Here is a 26,097-nt window from a genome sequence, read left to right on the forward strand (position 1 = left end):
CTTACAAGTTATGCGCCGCCTCTTTAAAAATGCGTCCCCGCTCTTCATAGGAAGCAAACATGTCCCAGCTTGCACACGCCGGTGATAACAAGACCACATCACCTGGAGCTGCAAACTGTGAAGCTTCCTGCACGGCAGCGGTTAACGTCCGGGCAGCGTCCTCCTCATTATCGACGACCTTAATTTGCTTTAATCCCGCCAGTTCCGCGACCTTGGCAATTTTCTCTCGTGTCTCTCCAATAGCAACCACAGCTTTCACCCGCTCTTGGAACAATGGCAGCAATTCCATCATGTCTGATCCACGATCCAGTCCTCCGGCAATGAGCACAACCGGTTCCTTGAATGAGTTCAGCGCCATTACGGTTGCTTTGGAGTTAGTCGCTTTGGAATTGTTGTAATAGTTAGCTCCATTATGTTCAAGTACATACTCAAGACGGTGTTCAACCCCCTTGAAGTCAGCCAGAGGCGCAGCAAGCACAGATGGGTCGGCTCCAGCGGACACAGCAATAGCTACTGCTGCCAATGCATTTCCCACATTAAATCGTCCTGGGAGTCCAATGTCTTCCACATCAATAATGACGTGATGGTTGCCCTGACCGTCTGCGTAGATCACCTGACGCTTCACATCATCCTCTTCCCCATCCACGTATGGAGGATCAGCATATACCCCTGCTTCAAGCTTTTCTGTCAGCGAGAATGGGAGCAGTCTTGCTTTGATATAAGGAACCAGTCCGCGGCATACCGGATCATCCCAGTTCAGGATAGCTACATCCTCCGGTTGTTGGTTGGAGAATAATTTGGCTTTGGAAGCCACATAATCATCCATGTCCCCATGGTAATCCAAATGAGTCTCCGCCACGTTTAGCAAACTGGCAATGCGCGGACGGAAATCGGATGTGCCTTTCAGTTGGAAACTGCTAAGCTCCACCACCATCCAGTTATCCGCAGAAGCCTGCTCTGCCGCCTCACACAATGGCGTTCCAATATTACCGGCAACGATAGGTTTCAAACCGGCAAGCTCTAACATGTTGCCTACCCACGTTGTTGTGGTCGTTTTTCCGTTAGAGCCAGTGATCCCGATCATAGGCGCAGCACATAGATGGTAAGCTACCTCCACCTCAGTCACCACTTCTATGCCTAAGGCAAGTGCCTGTTGCACAGGAGGCGCCTGATAAGGAATGCCCGGATTTTTGACTACAAGCTTCACATCACTATGAATCAGATCGTCCGGATGTCCCCCGCATACAACAGAAATTCCCAAAGCCTCCAATTCGGATGCTTCGGGACACTGTTCTCTCTCTTTTTTATCATTAACTGTAACTATTGCGCCGGCACGATCCAGCACTTTGGCAACCTGCACGCCGCTTTTGGCCAGTCCAAGCACAACCACTTGTTGCCCACGATATGATTCAGGATGATTCATTGTTTACAACCCCTTGTTGAGATAAAGTCCAAGAGCGGCCAAAATGGCACCTACCGCCCAAAAAGTAATGACAACTCGCCATTCCGACCAGCCACTCAGTTCAAAGTGATGATGAATCGGGCTCATTTTGAATACGCGTTTGCCACGAGTTTTGAAAGATACTACTTGAATAATAACGGACAGGATTTCGATGACGAAAATACCGCCAATGATGACAAAAAGAAGTTCTGTCTTCGTCACAATCGCAACGGCACCAATCGCACCACCAATTCCGAGCGAACCTGTATCTCCCATAAACACTTTGGCCGGGTGTGCGTTATATACCAGGAAACCAAGCACCGCACCAATCATCGCCGCCGCACATACCGCTGCTGGCATGGATGTTGCCTGCATCGCCACAATGGCAAATGCCCCAAATGCGATGGCGCTCACGCCGGATAGCAAGCCGTCCAGACCATCGGTAAAGTTAACTGCATTCGTGATGGCAAGCATCATGAATACCACAAACGGATAGTAGAACCATCCCGTCCAGTCAAAGGAGACTGATGTACCTGGAATCGATATGGCTGTACTGTGTCCATTCTGGATCAGCAAGTAGCACATCACTGCACTGAAGAACAACTGACCAATCATCTTTTGTCTAGCCGTCAGCCCCAGTGAACGTTTAAATACAATCTTGATGTAGTCATCCAGGAAACCAATCAGACCGAAGCCGAGTGTAGCCACCAGTAGGACGTAAAAGTCCGTATTTTTGACCGCTGAAAATTTCAAAAAGGCCAATGTGAACGCGAGTAAAATAACTACTCCGCCCATTGTAGGTGTTCCGCTTTTTTTCAGATGGCTCTGTGGCCCATCTTCCCGAACCTGCTGTCCGAACTTCATTCGACGCAGCAATGGAATCAAGAGCGGTGCGGCAATCACCGCCAAAATAAATGAAACACCGATTGTTAACAGTAATACCTGAAAATCCATGGGTTCACCCCTCTAGTCTACTCTATTCTGTAATGGAGCTATTTTTAGCGCTTCGACCACATCTTCCAGCTTCATGCCCCGGGAGGCCTTAAACAAGACAACATCTCTGGATTGGAGATTCTCCAGCAGATATCGGGTCAATTCTTCCTTGCTCTCAAAAGTGTGTACGGCTTCTGCTGGCATGTTTTGTCTTGCTCCTTCTGCGATACTCGCAGATAAAGGGCCATAAGCCAGCACCATATTCATTTTGTCGGGTGTGATATATTCACCGATTCCCCTATGGAGCTCATGCTCCTGAGGCCCCAGTTCTAGCATATCACCGAGCACGGCTACTTTGATCCGATACCCCTTGAGGCCCTCCAGCACATCCACAGCGGCTTTCATGGAGGTTGGACTAGCGTTGTAAGCATCATTGAGCATGGTCAAACCACTGACACCGTTAATAATCTCGATACGCATGCCGGTTAATTTCAAACGTGACAGTCCTGCTACAATCTGTTCAGCAGCCACTCCAAAATGACGGGCAACCGCTAATGCAGCAAGAGAGTTGACCACATTATGTGTTCCCAATAATGGCAGTGTAAGAGCACCCTCTCCAGACTGCTTGGTTGTAAACGCGACCCCGCTCTGTGCATTCATAATGCCGGTAGGATAATCATCATTATCCGTCTGCAAGCCAAATGTATACCGCTGAAGTCCTTCAGGCAGCTTAGTGGCTGGCTCTGCCAGAACCTGCTCAATCAACGGTTCGTCTCCGTTGTAGATTAGTAACCCGCCTGGTTTCATGCCAGCAGCAATTTCAACTTTTGCCCGAGCAATCTCCAATCGAGATCCCAGTTGAAGTAGATGGGATTCTCCAATATTCGTGATGATTGCGACATCCGGCTGGGCAATTAAAGATAATTCTTCAATCTCCCCTCGGCCGCTCATGCCCATCTCCAGAATTACGATCTCAGTGTCCGGTTCCATACTAAGTACGGTAAGCGGCAAACCAATATGGTTATTGAAGTTGCCTTGGGTCTTATGCACTTTGAACGTTGTAGACAGAATGGCATCCACAATGTCCTTTGTTGTTGTTTTACCATTGCTGCCTGTAATGCCTACAACGGAAGCTTTGTTTTCTCTTAAATAGGAGGACGCAAGCTCCTGCAATGCAACCAGGGTATCCTCCACAATAATCACAGCACCTTGAGGTGCAGTTCCGTGATCCTTTTGCCATAATGCCCCGGCAGCGCCCTTCTCTACACAGGTTTGCACAAATTCATGTCCGTCAAACCTTTCGCCAACAAGCGGGATAAAGAGACTACCTCGAACGGGCTTACGCGAATCTGTAAATACACCTTCAACACCAACATCACCATAGGCAGCAACGTCAGTTAGTGTTCCTCCACACATCTCGGCCAATTGTGCCAATGTTCTTTTTATCAATTGGATTTGCCCCTTATCGCTTCTTTCGCTATGATCCGATCGTCAAAGTCCGTCTTGGTTGTGCCGATAATTTGATAGGTCTCATGCCCCTTGCCCGCAATCAATACTACATCGGCAGGGCTTGCCATTTCAATAGCTTCATGAATCGCCTGGCGCCGGTCCACAATCATCGTATAACGGTCCGATTGAATGGCATCTTCAATCAGGCCCTGTTCAATATCCTTGAGAATCAGATCGGGATCTTCTGTCCGCGGATTATCGGAAGTAACAAATACGATATCGCTATATTTCGCTGCAATTTTGCCCATTAGAGGCCGCTTCGTACGATCTCGGTCACCACCACATCCAAATACGCAGATCACACGGCCTTCAGCAAATTCCTTCACCGTCCGCAATACGTTCTCCAGGCCATCTGGGGTATGAGCGTAGTCAACAATGACAGCAAACGACTGTCCTTCGTCAACAGCCTCAACACGTCCATCTACGCCGGGTACCGTCTCCAAGCTACGTTTGATCTCCTCCAGCGGAATGTCTTCAACCAGAGCAGCAGCGATGGCAGCCATTGCGTTATACACATTGAATTTGCCTACCATGCGTAAACGAATATCAGCGCTGCCTCTGAATGTGTCTACATGGAAAAAAGTACCTTGCGAGGTGATTGAAATCTGGGATGCGCGTACATCCGCCTTTTCCTCCATGCCGTATGTAATTACTTCAGCTGCCGTTACAGATATAAAATAAGCTGCAGCGGGATCATCTGCGTTGATCACTGCAAATTTACGCTTGGAAGCATCCGTAGTATATCCGTTACCCAACCGTGCAAAGAACAGTCCTTTGGCTCCGCGATATTCTTCCATGGAATGATGGTAATCCAGATGATCCTGCGTCAGATTGGTAAATACCGCCGTACGGAATTCCGTCCCCTTCACCCGACCTTGCTCCAAAGCGTGGGAGGAAACTTCCATAACACAACAGTCCGTGCCCGCTTGGACCATATCATTCAGACTGCGCTGTAGATCAAGTGCTTCCGGTGTAGTACCTGACATCGGGTACGTGCGCCCGTCATAGCGCATTTGAATAGTCCCGATTAATCCTGTTTTTTGACCAAAGTCACTCATGATTTTTTCAATTAAATAGGTAGTCGTTGTTTTTCCGTTGGTTCCCGTTACACCAATCATATTCATCTTGCGGCTTGGTGAGTCAAAAAAGGAATCCGCCAGTACAGCCATAGCGAAACGACTGTCTTTTACGAGCAGCTGTGGAACAGGCACATCCAGCTCTCGTTCCACAACCAGAGCGACAGCTCCAGCATTTACTGCCTTCTCAGCATAGTCATGTCCGTCAACCGTATGTCCTGGAAGACAGATAAACAGATCTCCCGGTTGTACCTGGCGAGAATCTGTCTGTAGGTTTTGACATTCTGTATTTGGTTCGCCAATGACACGGGCGGTTGTCAGCATTGATGAAATTTGTTTTAAAAGCACATGAATAACCTCACTTTTTCCAAGTTTACTTCAATTTCAACATATCTCTGTATTCATTATTATCGTCAATACAGCCAATTAATGAAACGCAACTCAGTGCATTTTGTTGCGGTGGGGATCAAGAGCCCCATCAGGGCTCTTGTCCTTCCTCCTTGGTATGATCATGAATATCATTCAGAACATCACCCATATAGATGCGTATAGTAGAACCCTGATCAACCCGTGCTCCTGGCTTTGGAGCCTGGTTAATGACATATTTCCCACTGCCGGATTTGGCCAACATAAAGTTCATATTCAGATCCTCATACAGGTCTTCGACCGTAGCTCCAGTCAGATCGGGAACCGTCACGATTTTGGTTTCTCCATACTTGTATTCTTTGGCTACCTGATCCTTCCGAACCGGAACATTCATATAATGCAACGCATCCTCCAGAATGTTCTGTACGATCGGTGCGGCAACCACGCCGCCGAACTGAATCCCTTTCGGGTTATCCACCGCAGTATACACAACAATCTGCGGATCATCCGCAGGAGCAAAACCGATAAAGGATACAATATGCTCGGTAGAGGAATAACGTCCATTGATTACCTTCTGGGCTGTACCCGTTTTGCCGCCAACCCGGTATCCATCAATAAACGCCGGACGTCCCGTACCCTTGGCAACGACACTCTCTAGTGCTTCTCGCACTTGCTTGGACGTATCTTCCGAGATGACTTGACGAACTAGTTCCGGCTTGGCCTCTTCCATCACTTCACCCGTTTCCGGATGAACCCATGCCTTCGTAACATAAGGCTTGTATAGTTTACCACCATTAATAGCTGCCGACACAGCCGCTACTTGCTGAATCGGTGTAACGGATACCCCTTGACCAAAAGCAGTGGTCGCAAGCTCCACAGGTCCGACCCGTGACAGTTTGAACAGAATTCCGCTGGCCTCACCGCTCAGATCGATGCCTGTTTTGGTGCCGAATCCGAAGTCTTTAATATAGGAGAATAATGATTCTTTGCCCAGTCTCTGACCCAGTGCAACAAATCCAGGGTTGCAGGAGTTCTCCACAACTTGGAGGAAGGTCTGACTTCCATGGCCGCCCTTTTTCCAGCAACGCAGGCGTGCGCCTCCTACTTCAACAAATCCGGGATCATAGAACTGATCCTGCGTCAGATTTACTTTTTTCTCTTCAAGTGCTGCTGCGAGCGTAATAATTTTAAACGTTGAACCTGGTTCGTACGTCATCCAGATCGGTAAATTCCGGTTGTATACATCGGCCGGATATTGCTGATAATCGGCTGGTTCGTATCCGGGTCTACTGGCCATGCCAAGGATTTCACCCGTCTTAGGGTTCATTGCAATGGCAAGCGCCGAGTTAGCCTGGAACTTGACCATAGCCTGATCCAGCTCGCGTTCCATGATGGACTGAATCGATTTATCAATAGTCAGCTTCAGGTTCAGACCATCCTTTGGTTCCACATACTTCTCAGATGAGCCCGGCATAAGCCTTCCGGCCGCATCGGACAAGTAGGACACACTGCCATTCAAACCGTTCAGTTTATCATCATACTTTTTCTCTACACCCGTTAAGCCCTGATTATCAATGCCTGTAAAACCAAGAATATGAGCCGCCAGATCATCATAAGGATAAAAGCGTTTATTATCCTCAGCAACAACGATACCCGGAAGCCTCAAATCACGGATGTGCTGAGCCTTCTCCATCGTAATTTTGCGGCCACCGGGTTGTAGTCGTACAATTAGTTCTCTTTTCTTGATGGTTGCCAGCACTTTCTCTTCGGTCATACCCAGCAAAGGAGCCAGTGCTCTTGCTGTTGTCTCCGCTTCCTTCACCTGGGCAGGAATCGCCATAATGGTTGGTGTGGTTATATTGTAGGCGAGAGAGGTTCCATTTCGATCCAAGATCTCTCCCCGTTTGGCTGAATAAGGAATATTCCGCCGCCAAGACTCTTCCGCTTTCGCAGATAGTTCCGGTCCTTTCCCTAACTGTACATAAGCAAGCCTGATCACCAAGGCTGAGAATAACAGAACTAAAATCACTAAACTCCATAACAACCTGCGCCGCAGATTTACGCTTGACCCCTTCACGAAAAGATCCCCCCACTCGTCCCAAAATCATGATTGTGTTCAATTCATGAATATTCAGGACAACCGGGGGTTAGAACAAGCTGTCTGTGATCTCTATGGAAGCGAAGCCCCGTCCGATGTGTTATCAGACGATTTTGTCTCATTTGAAGGTGGATTTGTAGTATCCGTTTTGTCCGTTTCTTCGGTGTTCCCCGTTCCATCAGCTGCTCCCTGATTGTTAGTCTCGTCCCCTAATGCTGGATCAGAAGACTCGGGAGCTTCATCTGCTATACCGGTAACTGCCGCTTTGGCCGTTTGCAGCACAAGCTCAACCGTTCTCTGTTCGCCTGCCACCTGCTCCGTTTGCTTCACCACATATCCTTCACCTTTAACGGTCACGCCCACTTTCATGAGGGAGAGCACTTCAAGTGCATCTCGTAGAGATTCGCCAGTCAGATCAGGGATCTTCATTTTGCTGCTCTCTTCGGTCAACAGGTAGATTCGTTGGCCAGGATTCATGGCTGCACCCGCCACAGGATACTGGCGAATAACATTTTCACCCTGACCAAGCGTCTCATAGGCAATTCCTGCGTTCAATAGTTGGCTTCTAGCCTGTTTGGCTGTCTTACCTGACAGATCAGGAGCTTTAGCTTGAACGACCGGCGTTGTTTTTGACTTTTTGTCAGTGGTCTTTACTGTATCTTTGGGAACTCCCATGTACTGAAGTGTCTGGCTCACAATCTTCTTGAATACCGGAGCAGCTGCAGTACCTCCGCCAATATTGGAACCATCTGGCTGGTCAATTACAATCAACATCGCGATTTTGGGATTATTAACGGGTGCAAATCCAATAAACGAAACGACGTCTTTGGATTTACTGTATTCCCCGTTCACTACTTTTCTAGCAGTACCCGTTTTACCTGCCACACGGTATCCTTCGATATAAGCATTGCGCCCTGTACCAATCGTTTGGTCAGCTACAACCTGTTCCAGATACCCGCTCACCAGTTTGGAAGACTCCTTGGAAATGACCTGACGAACAACCTTCGGCTTGATTACTTCTGATGTACCGTCATTCGGATTAATAATTTCCTTAACCAGATGCGGTTCCATAAGTTTGCCGCCGTTGGCAATGGCCGAAATGGCTGCTACCTGCTGGATTGGCGTTACTTGTACAAGACCATGACCGTATGCTGCTGTGGCAATTTCCGATTTATAAACCAGCGGCTTGATTGGTGAAGCCGATTCACTCGGCAGATCAATGCCCGTCTTTTTACCAAAACCGAATTGGTCTATGTAATGACGCAAACGTTCACCGCCAAGCATGTTATATCCCAGATTAACAAACGCAATGTTACTTGAACGTTTGACACCTTCCAAGTAGGAGATCCGGCCATAGGCGTGACCGTTATCACTGATTGGATAGCCACCGATATAGATTCTCTTGGATTCAAACGTGGCATTCGGATCAAACAGCTTCTCTTCAACCGCACCTGCCAAAGTAACAATTTTAAAAGTAGACCCTGGTTCATAGATGGATTGTATCGCATGGTTGATAAAATTTTTCTGATCCGGCGTTTCCCCATACGTATTAGGATTAAAGGTCGGCCAATTGGCCATCCCTAAGATTTCCATCGTGTTAGGATCTGCTGCAATGACAGTCATGCTCAGTGGATTGTACTGGGCTACCGCTTCTTTCATTGCATCTTCGATGTAGTACTGAATTGTATCATCAATCGTCAGCTTCAGATTGTTCCCGTTTTGCGGAGGAAGATAATTATCCTGGGAGTCAGGAAGCTTAATGCCTTTTGCATCCTTCTGATAGTTCAGATAGCCATCTGTACCTGTAAGCTGTTCATCATAGGAGACTTCAAGTCCGTTAACAGCCTTGCCATCACGGCTCATGTATCCCAGCAAATGAGAGGCGAGCGTTTCTTCTGGATAAAATCGCTTCGACTCCTGTGTCATGACAATCGCGTTTTTAGCCTTGTAGTCATCCTGCAGTTTTTCGCGAAATTCGTCTACGTTAGCAGCGAGTTCAGGGCTAATTTTATACCCTTCACTGCGCACTTCACGTTGTTGATAGAATGTCCCATCTTTCTTTTTAGCAGTTACAAGTGCGCGCATTTCACTCTCGCTTTTCCCCAATAAACCAGATAATTTTTCAATAACCACATCTTCAATTCCAAGCTTGTTAATCATCTCTGGGTTTACAGACACCGTGTAAGCAGGCGCATCCGTGGCCAGAATGTTACCATTGCGGTCTGTGATTGTCCCGCGACTGGCCTTGATGGTTTGTTCGCGTTCGACCAAACCAGCCGCTCGCTCCTTCCAAATACCTCCATTAACAACCTGAATAAAAAATATGCGGGTTATCAATACAAGAAAAAAGAGGGTAATACATCCCCCTATAAGCAGCGTGCGCATCTTTATTCTTTTTACCATCGGTACACCTCTTTTGCTTCAGCATTTTGTATGGATTGATACAAAATGTTCTACTTATTTGCTGTATCCGAGGACGATTCAGTACCTGTCGAGTTCGTTGTACTTGTTGAGCGAGGTACAAAAATGACATCCTTGCCGGAAGCCTCAACGTAACCAAGTTTGCGAGCATTCTCGATGACCAGATTGTTCAGTTTTTCTTTTTCCACTTGCAAATCTGCAATGGTTTTCTCTGCTTCTCTCACGTCAGACAACGTCGTCTGTGCCTGCTTATTCAGATCATAGATGTGAGCGTAACGCGACATCATCATACCACCCACAACAATGACTGCGACCAGAGTAATCAAATACAAAAATTTCTCGCGTGCCGGAAGACCGGTACGACGGGTCACCACTTTGGTGGTTTCCTTGTACCGCTGCTGGGTCACACGTTCTTGGGACGCTTTTTCTTTCACTGCCAGATTACCACGTGTATATGCCATACTCCGACTCTCTCCTCCGCTCTTGATTTACAGTTTCTCGGCTACGCGCAGCTTCGCTGAACGAGCACGGGAGTTTTCGGCCAGTTCCGTTTCCGTTGGAATCAGCGGCTTTCTGTTCACTAAACGCATGACACCCGTACCTCCGCAAACACACAACGGGAAATCGGGAGGGCATGTACATTTCTCCAGATAACTGCTAAAAATCTGTTTGCAAATTCGGTCCTCAAGTGAGTGAAAAGTAATAACAGATACACGTCCGCCTGGTGCCAAGCACCGAACGGCCTGATGTAACGCTTCTTCGAACGCGCCCAGCTCATCATTAACCGCAATTCGCAATGCCTGAAAGCTGCGTTTTGCAGGATGTCCTCCGGTACGACGAGCCGCCGCTGGAATCCCTTCTTTGATCAACTCCACCAGTTCGCCCGTAGTCTCAATTGTGGACTGCTTTCGTTTTTCAACAATGACACGAGCAATTCTTCTTGAGAATTTCTCTTCACCATAGCGATACAAAATGCGGGCTATCTCCTCTTCCGGCCATTCGTTAACAATCTCTTTGGCGGTAAGGGATGCGTCCTGATCCATGCGCATATCGAGTGGAGCGTCGTGATTGTAGCTAAATCCACGTTCTCCTTCATCGAATTGCGGCGATGATACCCCCAAGTCGTACAAAATACCATCTACCTGCGGCACGCCATCTCTCATCGGAACATCCAGTTCTTTCAGTACCTGTTCCAGATCACGGAAATTGGTTTTGACCAATGTAATCCGCTCTCCATACGGAGCCAATTTTTCACGCGCGTTATCCAAAGCCCAATCATCCTGGTCAAGTGCGATCAGACGCCCCCCTGGACCGAGCTTGGATGCAATCACGGAGCTATGTCCGCCACCGCCTAAAGTGCAGTCCACGTATATACCGTCCTGCTTGATGTTTAAACCCTCTGTTGCCTCTTCTTTGAGTACGGTTATGTGGTGAAACAACCTGCACCCCTCCTGACTTTATAGATCAAAATTAAAATCGACCAGCTTTTCGGCAATGTCGTTGAATGCTTCTTCGGATTGATTGAAATAACTCTCCCATATGCCTTTGCTCCAAATCTCCACCCGGTTCGACACGCCAAGAACAACGCAATCCTTGTCCAGCTTGGCATACTCTCTAAGATTGCCCGGCAAATTTACCCTGCCCTGTTTGTCCAATTCACATTCGGTGGCACCCGAGAAAAAAAACCGGGTAAACGCACGTGCATCGGATTTCATCAATGGCAGTGCTTTGAGCTTCTGTTCCATGACCCCCCACTCCTCCATGGGGTACACGAAAAGACACTGGTCCAAACCCCGTGTGACAACGAAAGACGGTCCCAGAGATTCGCGGAATTTAGCCGGAATAATAACCCGACCCTTGTCATCAATGCTATGTTGGAACTCCCCCATAAACATTGGCCCACTCACTCCTCACCCGTTTCTCCCACTTTGCCCCACTTTCCACCACCTAAGCATAATAGATTCGCACAAAAAAATCAAAACCCTTCTTACTGGCTTTATTTTTTTTAATTTAATAATCGCAAAAAAACGTCTTTGATCCTGTCACTCAGGATCAAAGACGTTTCCCGTTTACGGGCAATCGCACGTACACCCGCATATGAGCCATATCATTAATAAACCATTTTAAACCCTTTGAAGCACTTAATCAGCTTGTAATTAATGGATGCCCCTTAGAATCTCCAGCTGTCCAGATATCTTTCCTGCTCGGCGGACAAGGAGTCGATGGCAATATTAAGGCTTTCCAGTTTGTAGCTGGCAACCTGTTGGTCAATGTCATAAGGTACATTAACAACGGTTTTACCCAGTTCCGCATAGTTCTCGCTCACATAACGCAGACCCAGCGCTTGCAATGCAAACGTTGTATCCATAATCTCGGCAGGGTGTCCATCGGCTGCACCCAGGTTTACGAGACGTCCTTCAGCCAGCAAATACATCTTACGGCCATCTTTGAAGCGATATTCTTCAATGTTGCGGCGTACGGTACGAATCGAATCGGAACGTTTAGCAAGTTCAGGTTTGTTTACTTCCACGTCAAAGTGACCCGCATTGCTAAGAATTGCTCCATCCTTCATCACATCGTAATGCTCTCCGGTGATCACATCTTTATTGCCGGTAACAGCGATGAAGAAATCACCCAATTTTGCAGCTTCCACCATCGTCATGACACGGAATCCGTCCATATGTGCTTCTACGGCTTTAATAGGATCAATTTCAGTTACGATAACATTTGCTCCGAGCCCTTTGGCACGCATCGCTACACCTTTACCACACCATCCATAACCCGCTACAACTACGTTCTTTCCTGCAACGACCAGATTGGTTGTACGGATGATACCATCAAATGCAGACTGACCTGTACCGTAACGGTTATCAAACAAGTATTTGCAATAAGCGTCATTGACTGCAACCATTGGGAAACGCAATTGTCCTTCTTTCGCCAAAGCTTTCAGACGAATGATGCCCGTTGTCGTTTCCTCTGCTCCGCCACGAATCGTGGCAGCTAGATCAGGACGTTCAGATGCAATAATAGTGGCAAAGTCTCCACCGTCATCAATAATCAGATCAGGTTTCACTTCAAGTGCACGGAGTTGCAGCTCTTTGAACTCTACAGGGTCCGGATTATGTTTGGCATACACGGTAACGCCGTCTTCCACTAGAGCAGCACAAACATCGTCCTGTGTTGACAATGGATTGCTGTGTGTAATCGTCACTTCTGCACCACCAGCTTGGATGACTTTCGCCAGATAAGCCGTTTTGGCCTCAAGATGAAGGCAAATAGCTACTTTCAAACCTTTAAACGGCAGATCCTGTTCAAATTGGCGACGAATGCGGTTCAACACCGGCATATGTGCTTCTACCCAATCAATTTTCAGATGCCCTTCCGAAGCGAGTCCCATATCCTTAACGATACTGTTTTGTAATGCAGGGGTAGTCATTCCTCATCCTCCTTGGTTATCTATTCCTTCTATTATAAAAGGTCACTACAATGTGATCACTTGGTGTTGTCCACGGAATTCGTTCTGACTTTCAATCAGTTGTTCAATCCACTCGGTTCCATAACGGTTCAGGTAAAAGAGCACGTTATGCACTCGTTCCTGCGGTTTGTTCATAGGAAAGAGTGAGTTTTGCATCCCGTTCCAGTGCCTTAGACTCACATTGTGTTTATCTTTGATGGCTTTGTGGGTCTGTTGTTGCAGATACTGCATCTGTTCGCTGATCTTGCCTACATTGGTATCTCCAATTCGGTCCAAACCAGGGTGGATCTCTGCGATCTGATCGAGCAATGGACGATATAGATCGGCAAATGCTTGCTGAACTCGCTCGAATTGTTCATCGACCTGGAAGGTCTCCTGCTGTGCCAGCCATTGTTTCCTCTTTTCATCCATATGATATTGAACGTCCTGGAAAGAAAGACCGTACTGTTTCATATGTTTGTGATGAACATCTTCCATAATGGTAAAGGACAGACGTGGAAGTAAGATAGGCATCTGCAACCCGAACCGGCCAAACGCTTCACGTGTCAATCCCCAATACGCGATCTCACCTTGACCCAAGATAACAGCCGCTACAGGTAAAATGGAATCTTGCATCAATGGCCTGGTCAATACATTGTTGCTAAACCGCTCGGGATGTTCAGCCAGTTCCTGAAGCAGTCGCTCTTCTGTAAATGAAACCAGACCTTTACGGTCGCTGTACAAGCCGTCTTTCAACATCAGAAGCAACCGCGCCCCTTCATGTATGTAAAACAGATTGGCCCCATCTTCCGCGACTTCAGCAGGCATGGCATATCCGGCTTGTTCCAATGCGGAGGCACCTTGTGCATATGCTTGGCGTAATGTCCCATTTTCACGAATCAAACGCTCAAATATAGGCTGCTCAAGTCTGCGCAAGTCTGGATCTGCAGCATCCATCAGAATAAGTCCACTGCTGCCAAACAACGCTGAGATTAACCGTGCAAACGCATCACTCAGGTTCGAACTAGACTGATGGATCTCCGTAAGTAGCCTCATTAATCCTGGTTTGTGCACCGTATCCGGTAACAGAAGCTCCACCTGCTCCAGCACGGTCATCCATTGTTCCGTTTCCACATGGACATAACTCACAGAATCCCTGCCTGCAAACCGCCCTTGTAACTTGATCTTCGTCATGTCCCCACTGGCGTCAGGCAAGTATGTGTGGTTGACTTCATCCCAGTCATGGTCTTCACCTGCAATCCAAAAAACGGGGACGACCGGCCGCTGTAGCCTGTTCTCCGCTTCCCTCGCAGCTGCAACTACACTTGCTGCTTTGTAAATTACAAACAACGGACCTGTAAGCAGGCCGCTTTGCTGCCCTCCCGTAACAACCAACGCATCTTGTTCCGCGAGACGTGTGATGGATTCATGGACTGCACCATGATCGTTCACCCGTTTATTATATATACGTAGATACTCTGCCAGACGTTGACGAGGAATACGTGTGTTCTCCGATTGGTCCAACCACTCGGCACGCGCATGAAGCCCCGATTCCCAGCGAATGTCATACTCGTAAAGGCCACGCGCAGCATCCCTTGAACAGACATAGTCTTCTGCAAGTCGCGTTCCGCTGCGGAGTGCCTCGGTAATACCTATCATGAGGTCTGCCTCCTATTCTGCTTCAAAGAGCCTTTCTTGATTGTACCGAATGAGAGCCCTCTTCGTCAAAAGAAAGTGCATCAAAAAAATAAAAAACCGCCGAACAAAGTCGGCGGTTTGATATTCATGGATAAGTCCAAATGAAAAATGTACTTTTTATACGTAAGGTTCTGCAACCCAGTGACCTTTGGATACCTCAATCAATTGAGCATTCTCCAGGTTGTATGGATCATTTGCAGGACCACCAGATCCATTCTTAAGCGCTTGTTCTTCCGGCAGCAAAATGCGACGTTTGCTCGCTTCTACTTCCGGATCAGGTACAGGGATCGCGGACAGCAATGTTTTGGTGTAAGGGTGAATAGGATTAGCATAAAGTTCTTCACTTTCTGCCAACTCAACCACTTTACCCATGTACATTACAGCTACACGGTCACTGATATGTTTAACCATGGACAAGTCATGCGCAATAAACAGATATGTCAAGCCGAGGCGTTGCTGAAGTTCTTCAAGCAAATTAACGACCTGAGCCTGAATGGACACGTCCAATGCTGACAATGGCTCATCACAGATGATGAATTTAGGGTCTACGGCCAATGCACGGGCAATCCCTATCCGTTGTCTTTGACCACCTGAGAATTCATGTGGATAACGGAGTGCATGGCTAGGATTCAGACCTACCAGGTCTAGTAGTTCTTCAACGCGTCTCTTCCGCTCTGTCCGACTTGATGCCAGACCATGAATATCAAGAGATTCACCGATGATATCCATAACGTTAAAACGTGGGTTCAAGGATGCATAAGGATCCTGGAAAATCATCTGCATATCTTTACGCATTTCTTTCATTTTGCGCGGGGACAGCTTGTAGATATCCGTTCCATTAAAGTTAACATTTCCGCCTGTTGGCTCATAAAGGCGCAGAATTGTACGGCCAGTTGTGGATTTACCACAGCCAGACTCCCCTACAACTCCAAGTGTTTCGCCTTCAAAAATATCAAAGCTAACATCATTAACCGCTTTTAGAATGTTCCCTTTGCCCAAATTGAAGTATTGTTTCAGGTTCTTCACTTGAACCAGCGGCTTGTTGGCACCTTTGATAATACCAACTGGAGTAGGCTTTTCTTTTTTAGGCTCGTCCAGACGAGGCAAAGCATTCAGCAATTTAATCGTGTATGGATGTTGAGGATTACTGAAGATTTCAGCAGTTGTTCCTGTTTCAACAACTTCGCCTTCCTTCATAACGACAACACGATCACACATTCCTGCGACTACTCCAAGGTCATGCGTGATAAGCATGATCGAAGTTCCAAGCTTTTGCTGCATGTCCTTCATAACATCCAAGATTTGTGCCTGAATCGTTACGTCGAGTGCAGTTGTTGGTTCATCCGCAATCAGAAGGGATGGACGGCATGCCAAGGCAATCGCAATCATAGCACGCTGGCGCATACCACCGGAAAATTGGTGTGGGTAATGGTTCATACGCACATCCGCATTTTTGATGCCTACAAGTTCGAGCATTTCCAATGCGCTTTTTTCCGCTTCTTTTTTGGACATATTCTGATGCTTGCGCAGCACCTCGGTAATTTGCTTACCAATTTTGATGGTAGGATTCAAAGAAGTCATTGGATCCTGGAAGATCATGCCGATATCTTTACCACGGATGGCTTCCATCTGTTTATCTGTCTTATTCAGCAGGTCCTGCCCGTGAAAAGTAATTTCTCCGCTTTTAACCTTCGAAGGCGGGGAGGGAATCAATTTCATGATGGTTTGGGCAGTAACACTTTTACCACTACCAGATTCACCTACGATCCCCAGCGTCTCTCCTTTGCCAAGTTCAAAACTCACATTTTTAACGGCATCAAACTCACCAGAACGCGTCGTAAATGACACACTCAGGTCTTTGACTGTTAAAATCGGCTCCATAATCCCACCTCCTATTTCTATTTACGTAATTTCGGATCAAGCGCGTCGCGCAAACCGTCACCAAGCAAGTTAAATGCGAGCATTGTCATAACCATCAAACCTGCAGGGAACCACATCCGCCAAGGATACAGCGTCCAGCCTGTAAGTGCATCATTGATCATAGATCCAAGAGAGGATTTAGGGGCAGATACACCCAATCCGAGGAAGCTCAAAAATGCTTCTGCGAAGATGGCATTTGGGATGGACAACGTCAATGTAACGAGAATTGGTCCGACAGCATTTGGCAACAAATGACGGAAGAGTTGACGTCCCGTGCTTGCGCCCATGGAACGAGCAGCAAGGATAAAGTCTCTGTTTTTGAGTTGCATAATCTCACCACGCACAATCCAAGACATACTGATCCAGCCTGTGATGGTAAGTGCAATGATAATCGTTGTCAGACTTGGCTCCAATACAACCAGCAACAAGATAACAACGAGCATGTAAGGCAGGGAGTACAGGATCTCGGAGAACTTGTTCATGATGCCGTCAACACGCCCACCGTAGAAGCCCATAATTGCTCCATAAATTACCCCAATGACAAGGTCAATTAAAGCAGCAGCTAAACCTACAGTAAGAGACACACGTGCACCTACCCAGGTTCTTACCCATACATCACGACCCAGTTCATCTGTTCCGAACCAGTGTGCTGCACTCGGTGCAGCATTGGCATTCAACAAATCATTGGAATAATAATTATAACTTGAGAACAAAGAAGTTGGACCAATCATAGAGAAAATGACAACAAGGACTAGAACAGCCAAACTAATCATAGCGGCCTTGTTGGTTGCAAGTCTATACATAGCGTCTTTGAATAGTGATACACTCTCTTGCGATTTCAACGCTGCCTGACTATCCAGGCCTGTGTTCACCGTTTCATTATTGTTGTTATTCGTGCCAGACAACGTTATGCCCCCTTCCGGCTTTCTAGCTTAATTCTAGGATCGATCAGCACGTAAGCAATATCCGTAAGGAAACGTGCAAGCATCAAGAGAATACCATAGAAGATTGTGATCCCCATAATCATCGTATAATCACGATTCGTAATACTTTCTACGAATACTTTACCAATCCCACCAATATTAAAGATCTGTTCAATAACAACGGAACCTGTAATAATGTTCGCTGTCATTGGACCAACATAAGTAACGACTGGCAGAATACCGTTCCGTAAAACGTGTCTAAACATAATAGCCGGCCATTTCAAGCCTTTGGCTTTGGCTGTCTTGATGTAATCTGCATGCAACACTTCCAACATGCTTGAACGCGTCAAACGAGCGATAAAGGCAATTGGAGATGCCGACAGTGCGGCAACCGGAAGCACATAGTCGAGCGGGCCATCGAAGCCCATAACATTAAACCAGCCGAGTTTGAATGCAAAAACATATTGCACCAGGGATGCGAGTAAGAAACTCGGTACAGCAATCCCGATAACAGCCAGAATCATTGTAATATCATCAATCAACTTGCGATGGTACACTGCGGCAATAAGCCCCAACAAGACACCCACAACAATTGAGATAATAATCGCAAAGATTCCTAGCTTCAGCGATGCTGTAAACGTTTGAGTGATCATACCAGTTACATCTTGATTCAGGTATTTCATAGAAACCCCGAAATCACCTTTGATGATTCCACCCATATACTTCAGGTATTGTTCATACATCGGTTTGTCCAAACCATACTTCACTTCCAAAAGTGCCCGGATTTCAGGTGATACTTTTTTCTCGGATGTAAAAGGGTCACCCGGAATGGCCTTCATCAGGAAGAAGGTTGCTGATGCGAGTATGAAAAGCGATAGCAGCATAAATAGCAGTTTTTTCAGCACGTACTTAACCAACCCTTGCACACCTCCACAAACAATATTTTGTATACAAATCGATTGTAGAATTAGACATGAATAATGTCCAATCCATTTATCGGAAATTTCAAGAATTATAAGGAAAATCGGTGCACATACAAAAAAATCGGGATATATATGGAATTCCACATATATATCCCGAAGTAATCATATAGACTTCAGAACAACTTATTTCTCTTCCAGATATGCACGAGTGAAGTCAATAGCTCCACTGAAATCAAGTTGTACGCCTTTCAGGTAAGGCTTAGTCAAAGATACGTTAGTGTAGTAATAGATCGGCAATACGCCCATTTCATCTTGAATCAGGATTTTCTCAGCGTCAGCAAAAGCAGCCATACGAGTAGCTGGATCTGCAGATTTTACAGTCTCTTTAACATCTTTGTCATACTGTTCGTTGCTGAATTTGGAATCATTGTTTGTGTTTCCAGTAGTCCACATTTCCAAGAAGTTGTACGGATCGTTGTAGTCAGCAGACCAGCCCGCACGAGCGATTTGGAAGTTTTGGTTTTGACGGTTCTCAAGGAATACGCCCCACTCTTGGTTTTCCGTTTTCACGTCAACACCAAGGTTTTTCTTCCACATATCAGCAACAGCAAGAGCGATTTTCGCGTGACCGTCACTAGTATTGTAGATCAAAGTTACTGCTGGCAATGTTGTGTAGCCTTCTTCTTTCATACCCTCAGCAAGCAATTTCTTAGCTTCTTCTACGTTTTCAGTGAAGAAGTCATCTTTGTGCTCATCACGGAATTCGCCGTTTTCACCGCGGATACCTGGAGGTACAAAGCCGAAAGCCGGAATTTGTCCACCTTGTGTTACTTTGTCAACGATCAATTGACGCTCAATTGACATTGCAAAAGCTTTACGGATTTTAACGTTGTTAAATGGAGCTTCATTAACGTTGAACTGGTAGTAGTACGTACTTGCAATACCAGTAGCTTTAAACTCGTCCGGCAATTCCGCTTTTACAGAAGGAATTTGGTCGGAAGGAATTTCACCGTTAGGTGCGCCTGTGTAGTCCAATTGTCCAGACTTGTAAGCTTGCAGTTCGGAAGCACTGCTGTTTGTCAGGGACATGTTAATTTCAGACAATTTGATGTCAGAAGCTGCATGGTAGCTTTCGTTTTTCTTCACGACGATTTTTTGACCTTTAGCGTATTGATCCATTGTGAATGGTCCGTTAACGATCATGTTTTTGTAGTCTGTGAAGAATTTGTCATTCGTGTCAGCAGACTTGTGTACTGGGTAGTACGTGTAGAATGCTGTCAGACCCAAGAAGTAAGGTGTTGGGTTTTCCAACGTTACTTCCAACGTGTGCTCATCAGTAGCTTTAACACCTACTTGAGAGAAGTCTGTGATTTTAGTACCTTTATATGTTTCGTCTTTGCTCAGGTTGTAACCCTCAGCACCTTTGATGTAATACAATTGGTAAGCATATGGAGAAGCTGTTTCCGGTTTCAAAGCGCGTTCCCAAGAACGTACAAAGTCTTCGGCAGTGATTGCATCACCGTTGCTCCATTTAGCATCCGGGTTCAGGTTGAAAACATATTTCAGACCATCTTCGGAAATTGTCCAGTCTTTAGCAACACCTGGAGCTTCTTTGCCATCAGGGTCGATACGCACAAGACCTTCATACAAGAATTTCAGTACAGTGTTGGTTTGGCTGTCTTTTGCTTGAGCCGGGTCTAACGTAGGAGGTTCAGCTGACAGGTTAATTTTCAGGACTTGATCTTTAGCAATACCATTTCCTTCGGTTGCAGAACCAGTATCGGTGTTACCTGTGCCTTCGTTTTTCGATCCGCACGCTGCAAGTACGGTACCGAACGCCAAAATCAGCGTCAAAAGGACTAATAGACTTTTCCTTTTCATCTAACACTTTCCCCCTAAATTGATGTGGTATATGTTTATAGATTATACAACCACCGGTCAAAAAAATCTACATTACTTTTTCAGAAAGTAATGTTTTTTTCAGTTTTCGACAAAATCGACACATTTTTTAGCCCTTTTGCGTTATGTATCCTCACATCTGTTTCATGAAGTATCTAAATAATCCAAATATAGTAAACAAAACATACCCAAAACTCATGATAACAAAAGCCATGCGCCAAACGGCCCGGAACATTCGACCCCCATCGACCTTACCTTTGAGCCGATTTTGTGCACCTCCGATGAATCCAAGCGCTATTAGTATGAGTATTAGTGTTAAATAAAATCCAAAATTCGAATCAAATGTTAAGTTGAATAACGCCGATACAGAGAATATAAGGAATAAGGTTGTTACATCCATTGCCGAGCGCAGCGCCACACGCTTATCTTTTTTCCATCCATAAATGATCCAATACACAAGAAAAAACGGAAAGAACGGCAGTATGCTCAGCATAATAAAAAATCCCATTAACTCACTCCTTCCGGTTGCATACCTTCAATCAGATGAAGCAGTACTTCATGCATCGGAGCAGACAGGCCACACCGACACGCCATGCTTACGATTTGCCCGTTAATGGATTGCACCTCCGTTTGTTGTCCATGCAGAACGTCCGACAGCATGGAAGATGTATTCGAGGCGGTGGAACGACAGACGGAGAGGATTTGTTCCCACACATCCACATCAAGAAGTATTCCGCTTGCTTTGTATACCGCCAATGCCTCGTCGTACAGCTGACGCATAAACATGATTCGCTCTTCCTTTGTAATTAATTCACCGTTAGGAATACGCCATATCGCGGTAAGAGGGTTAATGACAGCATTGATTAACAACTTCCTATAAATCAGCTTATCGATTTCATTCGACACTGTACAGCCAAATCCTGCCTGCTGCAAAAGTCCCTGTAACCGAATGGGTTCATTTGGATCCATTGGCGTTAGAGATGAGATACGTACATCTGCACTTTTGCCCAACCAGGTCTCTCCTATACCTGCACGGATGACTCCATCTTGCTGACGTTTCGCCCCTTCTGTGGTTATGACGCTGTATATATTGGAATGTGGCATATTGGATTGTACATCATCCAGATGTCCAACCCCGTTTTGGAAACATGCGATGTTCATCACTCGCGTCTTCAATGAATCAATTTCACGTATAACATCATGTATCGCTGTCTGCTTCACCATTAATAGTAGCCAATCTCCAGGTGATTGTTCCCATACTCGGGTTAAATCCGTAATCGGCTTGACCTGGATATGGTTAGGCGTAATCTGAATGGTTTTCTCCCTTTCAATGACCTTAAATCCTTCTATACTCAGTTTATTCGCCTGTTCAGCCGTTCTGGTCCAAAATCGAACCTCGTTGCCTGCGTCCTGAAGCTTTCCTCCATACAAAAGACCCAGTGACCCTGATCCTACAACGTCAATGATCATGCTGCATCCCTACCTCTACTCCAATAGTTACTTTTATCTATAATAGAACAAAAACAGCAAACAAAAAACCCATCATACCCGCCGTTATGTAACGGAGGTGTGACGGGCTCTAATCTAATGCTGATCATCAAACACATTTTGCTTTTATTCAATTCGTTCCAGATTCCCGTTGGCGTCCATTTTGAATCTCGTTTTGAGTTCTTCTTCTTCTTCTGTCAGAAATGCGAGTCTACGAGCACGATCCATAATCTGAATCAGTGCTTTATAATCGTCATTTACAACACGATAATCGGTCTGTACTTCATTCACTTCCTTAGAGAGACGATCATTCTCGCAACGCAGTTCATGAAGTTCATCCTCTTTTTCACGAAGCTCTTTCTCAAGCATCTTGAGCTGGCGACCGTTTTCCTGCACAGTTCCCTTCCATTGCCGCAGGAATCGTATAACTGCATCAATGGATAGAGAGTCTTCCGAAATACCATCCGCTTTGTACAGATTTTCTTCTGTATCGAGTGTGGACAAAGCTGCTACCTGTGGTCCAAGCAAAGCCGGTTGTTTGCGGAGATAACTTCGTTTTTGTCGTTGAGCCTTAGCATTGCTAATAGCAGACTCATACTTCTTACGCACACAGCTGTTCCAGCGAAAACCGCAAGCGGCAGAAGTTCTGCCTATTTTTTCGCCAACCTCTTCAAAAGCGGCCAATTGTGTACTTCCTTCCCGAATATGACGCAAAGTAACCTCAGCCAAAATCAAATCGTCCTCTGTACTCCAAGCATCCTGTCTCACTGCAGTCATGCTATAATACCCTCCTAACAACATCCTAAAATAACCGTCCCCATAACCGGATTTCCCGGCATGTGAATTAGGTATAAAAGCTGCTTCATTCATTCTTATGCCTCTCATAGAGTTCATAGAATTGATTTCATACTAAAATGTATTTCCACATTTATGTGTGCTCATACGTTACATATGCAAAACAAACCATACATTAACTCTTTTCGGCCAAAAAAGAATTCGCTTTCATATCCAATTTTGTTTACACCTTTTTCCTTTCCCGGTATAATGTTGTGTAGACAATCTATGAACGTACATAGGAGAGGAGGACTTACCGTGGCGCGCATGTTTCGGGTACTCGGGTTCTTCACGCTAGCGATTGGCCTGATGGCTTTTGCGGGAGACCTGGTCGAAATGGCTTTGCTTTTTTTCCTGCAGACTGCGTTTTTTGTCATTTTGGGATATTTGAAATTTACCGAACGTACGTACATATTGCTCTTCTGGGGTTATATGATCGTGACATTCACAGGGTTCAGCTACTGGACCGTATTCCAAATGGATTTGCCGCTCTAATCCGCCAGCAGCATCAAAGCGATCCGGCTACAGTCGGATTGCTTTTTTGTGGTTTTCAGATTAAATGACTATTCTTTGTGTTATGTAACCACTACGGATATTTCACGTATCTATTTCATATATTGTCTGGAAGAGATAAGCCAGTTCGCATCATATGTAGATATGGAAAGGAGAATGATGGGTGAAACGTCGATACGGCATTCCTGGCTTCATCGCATGTATTATATTTTTGATCCAGCTACCTTGGACTTATGCCTATGGAGAGCCTTCATCTGAGGATACACGCGAAATATTGCAACAAAGCCTATCCATCGTCGAAATCGATCATGAAATCGAACGTATTGCAACAAGACAAAAACAGCTGGACGAACAGCGTCAGACGTTATCCATTCAGCTTCAGGAACAGGAAGAACAGATACATACTCAGCAAGACCGTGCGGGTGCAGTTGTGAGATCCTACTATACCGGGGAGCGTGATAGTCTCTTGATGACGGTTCTGGGTGCAAGATCCATGAAAGACCTGTTCATTCTATACGATTACTATCAGATTATTATTGGCAGGGATCAGGCTGTTCTGGACAAGTATCAGGATCGATATCGCACTATGCAGCAAACGTCTGCCCAGATTAATCAGACCTCTGTAGAACTGTCTGAACTTAAAAACAATCTTCAAAATCAACGTGAACGAGTACTTGCATTACAGAAAGAAGTGGACGGAAAAGTAGCTGCCAGCGGGGATGCTGCAGCCATGCAGAAATTGATGGACGAGTTGACCATCTATTGGGAGAACATCGGCATTTACGAGGTCAAGCGATATTTCAAAGCATTGGCATCAGCCATGCAGAACCTGCCACAATTTATCCAGGAACAAAACGGAGGAATCTCCACTACCGGAACATCGTACACCATTCGAATCGGACAAGATGAGTTAAATACGTTTCTACGTTCGCAGAATCCGATCTTTGAAGACTTCGCCTTTCAGTTCGACAAAGATCGAATTACTGCTTCTGGGCAGCGTGATCAGTTGCAATTAAGCATTGAAGGACATTATACGGTTGAGAGTGAACCGCAGAATTCAATTCGTTTTCATGTCGATAAACTTGTGTTTAATCAGTTAGAACTACCTGATACCACACGTCGTATGCTGGAACGGGAATTCGATCTCGGATTTTACCCACAGAAAATTCTGTCGTTTGTCAAAGCCACAGAGGTATCCACAAGCGAAGGCATACTTGAAGTAAAGCTCGCCATTTCATTTTGACGAGCTTTGCAAGGCAATAATGCTTTTGACGTACTGATTAGCCGTGATCTCTCCCGCGAGAAGTTGTTGGATCTTCTTTTGAAAGGCAGAAGTTAATATAGGACTTTCCGTCATTACGGCCTGTGAAGATTCAGCTGGAAACCAGGATTTTACATCCGTCGTATCATACTTCTTTATTAGTTTCTGTGACTCAAGTTCTAGTTCCTGCTGCTTTGCTGGTAAATAGTTAGCCTGTTGGTACCACTCCGATTGCACGGCAGAGGAAGTCATTCCTTCAATCCAGCGGCTTGCCTCTTCCGCCTCAAGTGATCCAGCTGCGATAACAAGACTTCTTGATCTCAGCGGTTCTAACGCACTGAAAGCTATCTTCTCTGATGAACCCAGTTCGCCTGCCACGCCTTGATCTCCACTCAACAAACGTGATAGCAACGTTACTACCATAGGTGCCCCCGTTTGCTCACCAGAAGCAGAGATCGTCGGATTTATGGATTCGACCGTAATATGCGACTGAATCTGATCCAGCAGCTGTATGCTCTGTTGGTACGCCTCCGTTTGCGAGGAAGTTTGCGCTTTCTTAATTTTGTCGGGGGCCATGCCTGGCTCAAACTGATTCAACCACGCACTTACCGCGTGAAGGTCATTTAAGTTTACACTTATCAAATCCGTTTCATCTTGCGTTGCTTGTTGTACAAGTTTGTTCCACTGTTCCTTATTTTCGGGTAAACCTGCCAAACCGGCTTCGTCCAGGAATGAAGAGCGAGCTGCGAGTACATAGGCGTCAAAATCAAACGGCATCCCCCATTGGTAACCATTCCACTCTGTCATTTCCCGCAAGCCAACCACAGTTTCTCCCAAAGACTTGGACAGCGTTGTACCGTTTAACGGATACAGATGTCCTTTTTTGGCATGATATTGAACTTCCGCGCTATCCAGAAGAATAATATCTCCGCTCTCCCCTACCGAAAATTTATTATCAAGCACTCGCTTATATGTATCTGACTCCAAATTCCGAAGACTGATTTCCACATGTTGAGAAGTTGCTACTTCATTAGCCATTTTTTTAAACGACTTAAAGTCGGTCTTAGACATCGAGACTACAATCTCTAGTGGAGCATGTTGGTCTTCGCTGCGCGATGACGTGTTGGGAAATGCATCTTTTTCCTGATCTCGTTCCTGATTAAGCTGTGAACCTCTAAAATCAAAACTGGGAGACAGAATCGTTAACGAAAGCAGTAGCACTGCGAACAAAACAACCTGGTGTCCACGCTTCATTAACTTCCCCTCCTTGCTCACCTAATTTTTTCCTGCAACACTCATTGTAACAAATAAGTAGTGCTCTTGTCCTATCCTGCCAAAAA

General features: G+C 45.9%; 21 protein-coding genes. 2 read left to right on the forward strand and 19 right to left on the reverse strand.

Annotated features, from left to right (window positions below; all coding sequences use genetic code 11):
• Window position 1 precedes the first annotated feature (1 nt).
• The 18 genes from murD to AC3ITG_RS22800 all read right to left on the reverse strand — a co-directional run bounded on the left by murD (window position 2) and on the right by AC3ITG_RS22800 (window position 22,926).
• Entirely contained in the window at window positions 2-1,423 is a 1,422-nt protein-coding gene (murD, locus tag AC3ITG_RS22715; protein ID WP_489251429.1) for a UDP-N-acetylmuramoyl-L-alanine--D-glutamate ligase, read from the reverse strand.
• 3 nt (window positions 1,424-1,426) lie between these two features.
• On the reverse strand, window positions 1,427-2,395 hold the full coding sequence (gene mraY, locus AC3ITG_RS22720) for a phospho-N-acetylmuramoyl-pentapeptide-transferase (RefSeq protein ID WP_063566988.1): 969 nt from the start codon (window positions 2,393-2,395) through the stop codon (window positions 1,427-1,429).
• 12 nt (window positions 2,396-2,407) lie between these two features.
• The gene (locus tag AC3ITG_RS22725) at window positions 2,408-3,820 is read right to left on the reverse strand and encodes a UDP-N-acetylmuramoyl-tripeptide--D-alanyl-D-alanine ligase (protein WP_489254516.1); all 1,413 of its coding nucleotides are present in this window, start codon (window positions 3,818-3,820) and stop codon (window positions 2,408-2,410) included.
• Window positions 3,820-5,307 (reverse strand): UDP-N-acetylmuramoyl-L-alanyl-D-glutamate--2,6-diaminopimelate ligase, encoded by a 1,488-nt coding sequence (locus AC3ITG_RS22730; protein WP_489251430.1) that lies wholly within the window; start codon window positions 5,305-5,307, stop codon window positions 3,820-3,822. The genes AC3ITG_RS22725 and AC3ITG_RS22730 overlap by 1 nt, the downstream gene beginning before the upstream one ends.
• A 130-nt stretch (window positions 5,308-5,437) precedes the next feature.
• Window positions 5,438-7,402: a stage V sporulation protein D gene (locus AC3ITG_RS22735; RefSeq protein WP_489251431.1), complete on the reverse strand. Its 1,965-nt coding sequence runs from the start codon at window positions 7,400-7,402 to the stop codon at window positions 5,438-5,440.
• 93 nt (window positions 7,403-7,495) lie between these two features.
• Complete coding sequence (locus tag AC3ITG_RS22740) at window positions 7,496-9,826, reverse strand: penicillin-binding transpeptidase domain-containing protein (RefSeq protein WP_489251432.1); 2,331 nt, start codon at window positions 9,824-9,826, stop codon at window positions 7,496-7,498.
• Between the two features lie 50 nt (window positions 9,827-9,876).
• Entirely contained in the window at window positions 9,877-10,305 is a 429-nt protein-coding gene (locus tag AC3ITG_RS22745; RefSeq protein WP_489251433.1) for a hypothetical protein, read from the reverse strand.
• A gap of 27 nt (window positions 10,306-10,332) precedes the next feature.
• Window positions 10,333-11,283, reverse strand: coding sequence for a 16S rRNA (cytosine(1402)-N(4))-methyltransferase RsmH (gene rsmH / locus AC3ITG_RS22750; RefSeq protein WP_413372644.1), 951 nt, complete (start codon window positions 11,281-11,283; stop codon window positions 10,333-10,335).
• Between the two features lie 18 nt (window positions 11,284-11,301).
• Complete coding sequence (gene mraZ / locus AC3ITG_RS22755) at window positions 11,302-11,739, reverse strand: division/cell wall cluster transcriptional repressor MraZ (protein ID WP_017687291.1); 438 nt, start codon at window positions 11,737-11,739, stop codon at window positions 11,302-11,304.
• Window positions 11,740-12,014: 275 nt separating this feature from the next.
• Complete coding sequence (locus AC3ITG_RS22760; RefSeq protein WP_413372647.1) at window positions 12,015-13,280, reverse strand: adenosylhomocysteinase; 1,266 nt, start codon at window positions 13,278-13,280, stop codon at window positions 12,015-12,017.
• 45 nt (window positions 13,281-13,325) lie between these two features.
• Window positions 13,326-14,957, reverse strand: coding sequence for a bacillithiol biosynthesis cysteine-adding enzyme BshC (bshC, locus tag AC3ITG_RS22765; protein ID WP_489251434.1), 1,632 nt, complete (start codon window positions 14,955-14,957; stop codon window positions 13,326-13,328).
• A 156-nt stretch (window positions 14,958-15,113) separates the two neighbouring features.
• Window positions 15,114-16,877 (reverse strand): ABC transporter ATP-binding protein, encoded by a 1,764-nt coding sequence (locus tag AC3ITG_RS22770; protein ID WP_413372650.1) that lies wholly within the window; start codon window positions 16,875-16,877, stop codon window positions 15,114-15,116.
• 17 nt (window positions 16,878-16,894) lie between these two features.
• The gene (locus AC3ITG_RS22775) at window positions 16,895-17,788 is read right to left on the reverse strand and encodes an ABC transporter permease (RefSeq protein WP_413379765.1); all 894 of its coding nucleotides are present in this window, start codon (window positions 17,786-17,788) and stop codon (window positions 16,895-16,897) included.
• A 35-nt stretch (window positions 17,789-17,823) separates the two neighbouring features.
• Complete coding sequence (locus tag AC3ITG_RS22780) at window positions 17,824-18,756, reverse strand: ABC transporter permease (RefSeq protein WP_379443870.1); 933 nt, start codon at window positions 18,754-18,756, stop codon at window positions 17,824-17,826.
• Between the two features lie 189 nt (window positions 18,757-18,945).
• Window positions 18,946-20,643 (reverse strand): peptide ABC transporter substrate-binding protein, encoded by a 1,698-nt coding sequence (locus tag AC3ITG_RS22785; protein WP_489251435.1) that lies wholly within the window; start codon window positions 20,641-20,643, stop codon window positions 18,946-18,948.
• Between the two features lie 151 nt (window positions 20,644-20,794).
• Complete coding sequence (locus AC3ITG_RS22790) at window positions 20,795-21,169, reverse strand: DUF3397 domain-containing protein (protein ID WP_413372652.1); 375 nt, start codon at window positions 21,167-21,169, stop codon at window positions 20,795-20,797.
• Entirely contained in the window at window positions 21,169-22,131 is a 963-nt protein-coding gene (locus AC3ITG_RS22795; protein ID WP_413372654.1) for a ketopantoate reductase family protein, read from the reverse strand. The genes AC3ITG_RS22790 and AC3ITG_RS22795 overlap by 1 nt, the downstream gene beginning before the upstream one ends.
• A gap of 144 nt (window positions 22,132-22,275) precedes the next feature.
• Window positions 22,276-22,926 carry an RsfA family transcriptional regulator gene (locus tag AC3ITG_RS22800; protein WP_063567002.1) on the reverse strand — a complete coding sequence of 217 codons (651 nt, stop codon included), beginning with the start codon at window positions 22,924-22,926 and terminating at the stop codon, window positions 22,276-22,278.
• A gap of 315 nt (window positions 22,927-23,241) precedes the next feature.
• Here AC3ITG_RS22800 and AC3ITG_RS22805 point away from each other — a divergent pair, with 315 nt between their 5' ends.
• Together AC3ITG_RS22805 and AC3ITG_RS22810 are read left to right on the forward strand one after the other, a co-directional pair.
• The gene (locus AC3ITG_RS22805) at window positions 23,242-23,478 is read left to right on the forward strand and encodes a DUF2626 domain-containing protein (RefSeq protein WP_053781237.1); all 237 of its coding nucleotides are present in this window, start codon (window positions 23,242-23,244) and stop codon (window positions 23,476-23,478) included.
• Between the two features lie 181 nt (window positions 23,479-23,659).
• Entirely contained in the window at window positions 23,660-24,739 is a 1,080-nt protein-coding gene (locus AC3ITG_RS22810; RefSeq protein ID WP_413372655.1) for a hypothetical protein, read from the forward strand.
• Here AC3ITG_RS22810 and AC3ITG_RS22815 read toward each other — a convergent pair.
• Window positions 24,731-26,011, reverse strand: coding sequence for an extracellular solute-binding protein (locus AC3ITG_RS22815; protein WP_489251436.1), 1,281 nt, complete (start codon window positions 26,009-26,011; stop codon window positions 24,731-24,733). The genes AC3ITG_RS22810 and AC3ITG_RS22815 overlap by 9 nt on opposite strands.
• Window positions 26,012-26,097 lie beyond the last annotated feature (86 nt).

The sequence above is a fragment of the Paenibacillus sp. GL_099_B genome, assembly GCF_057835695.1.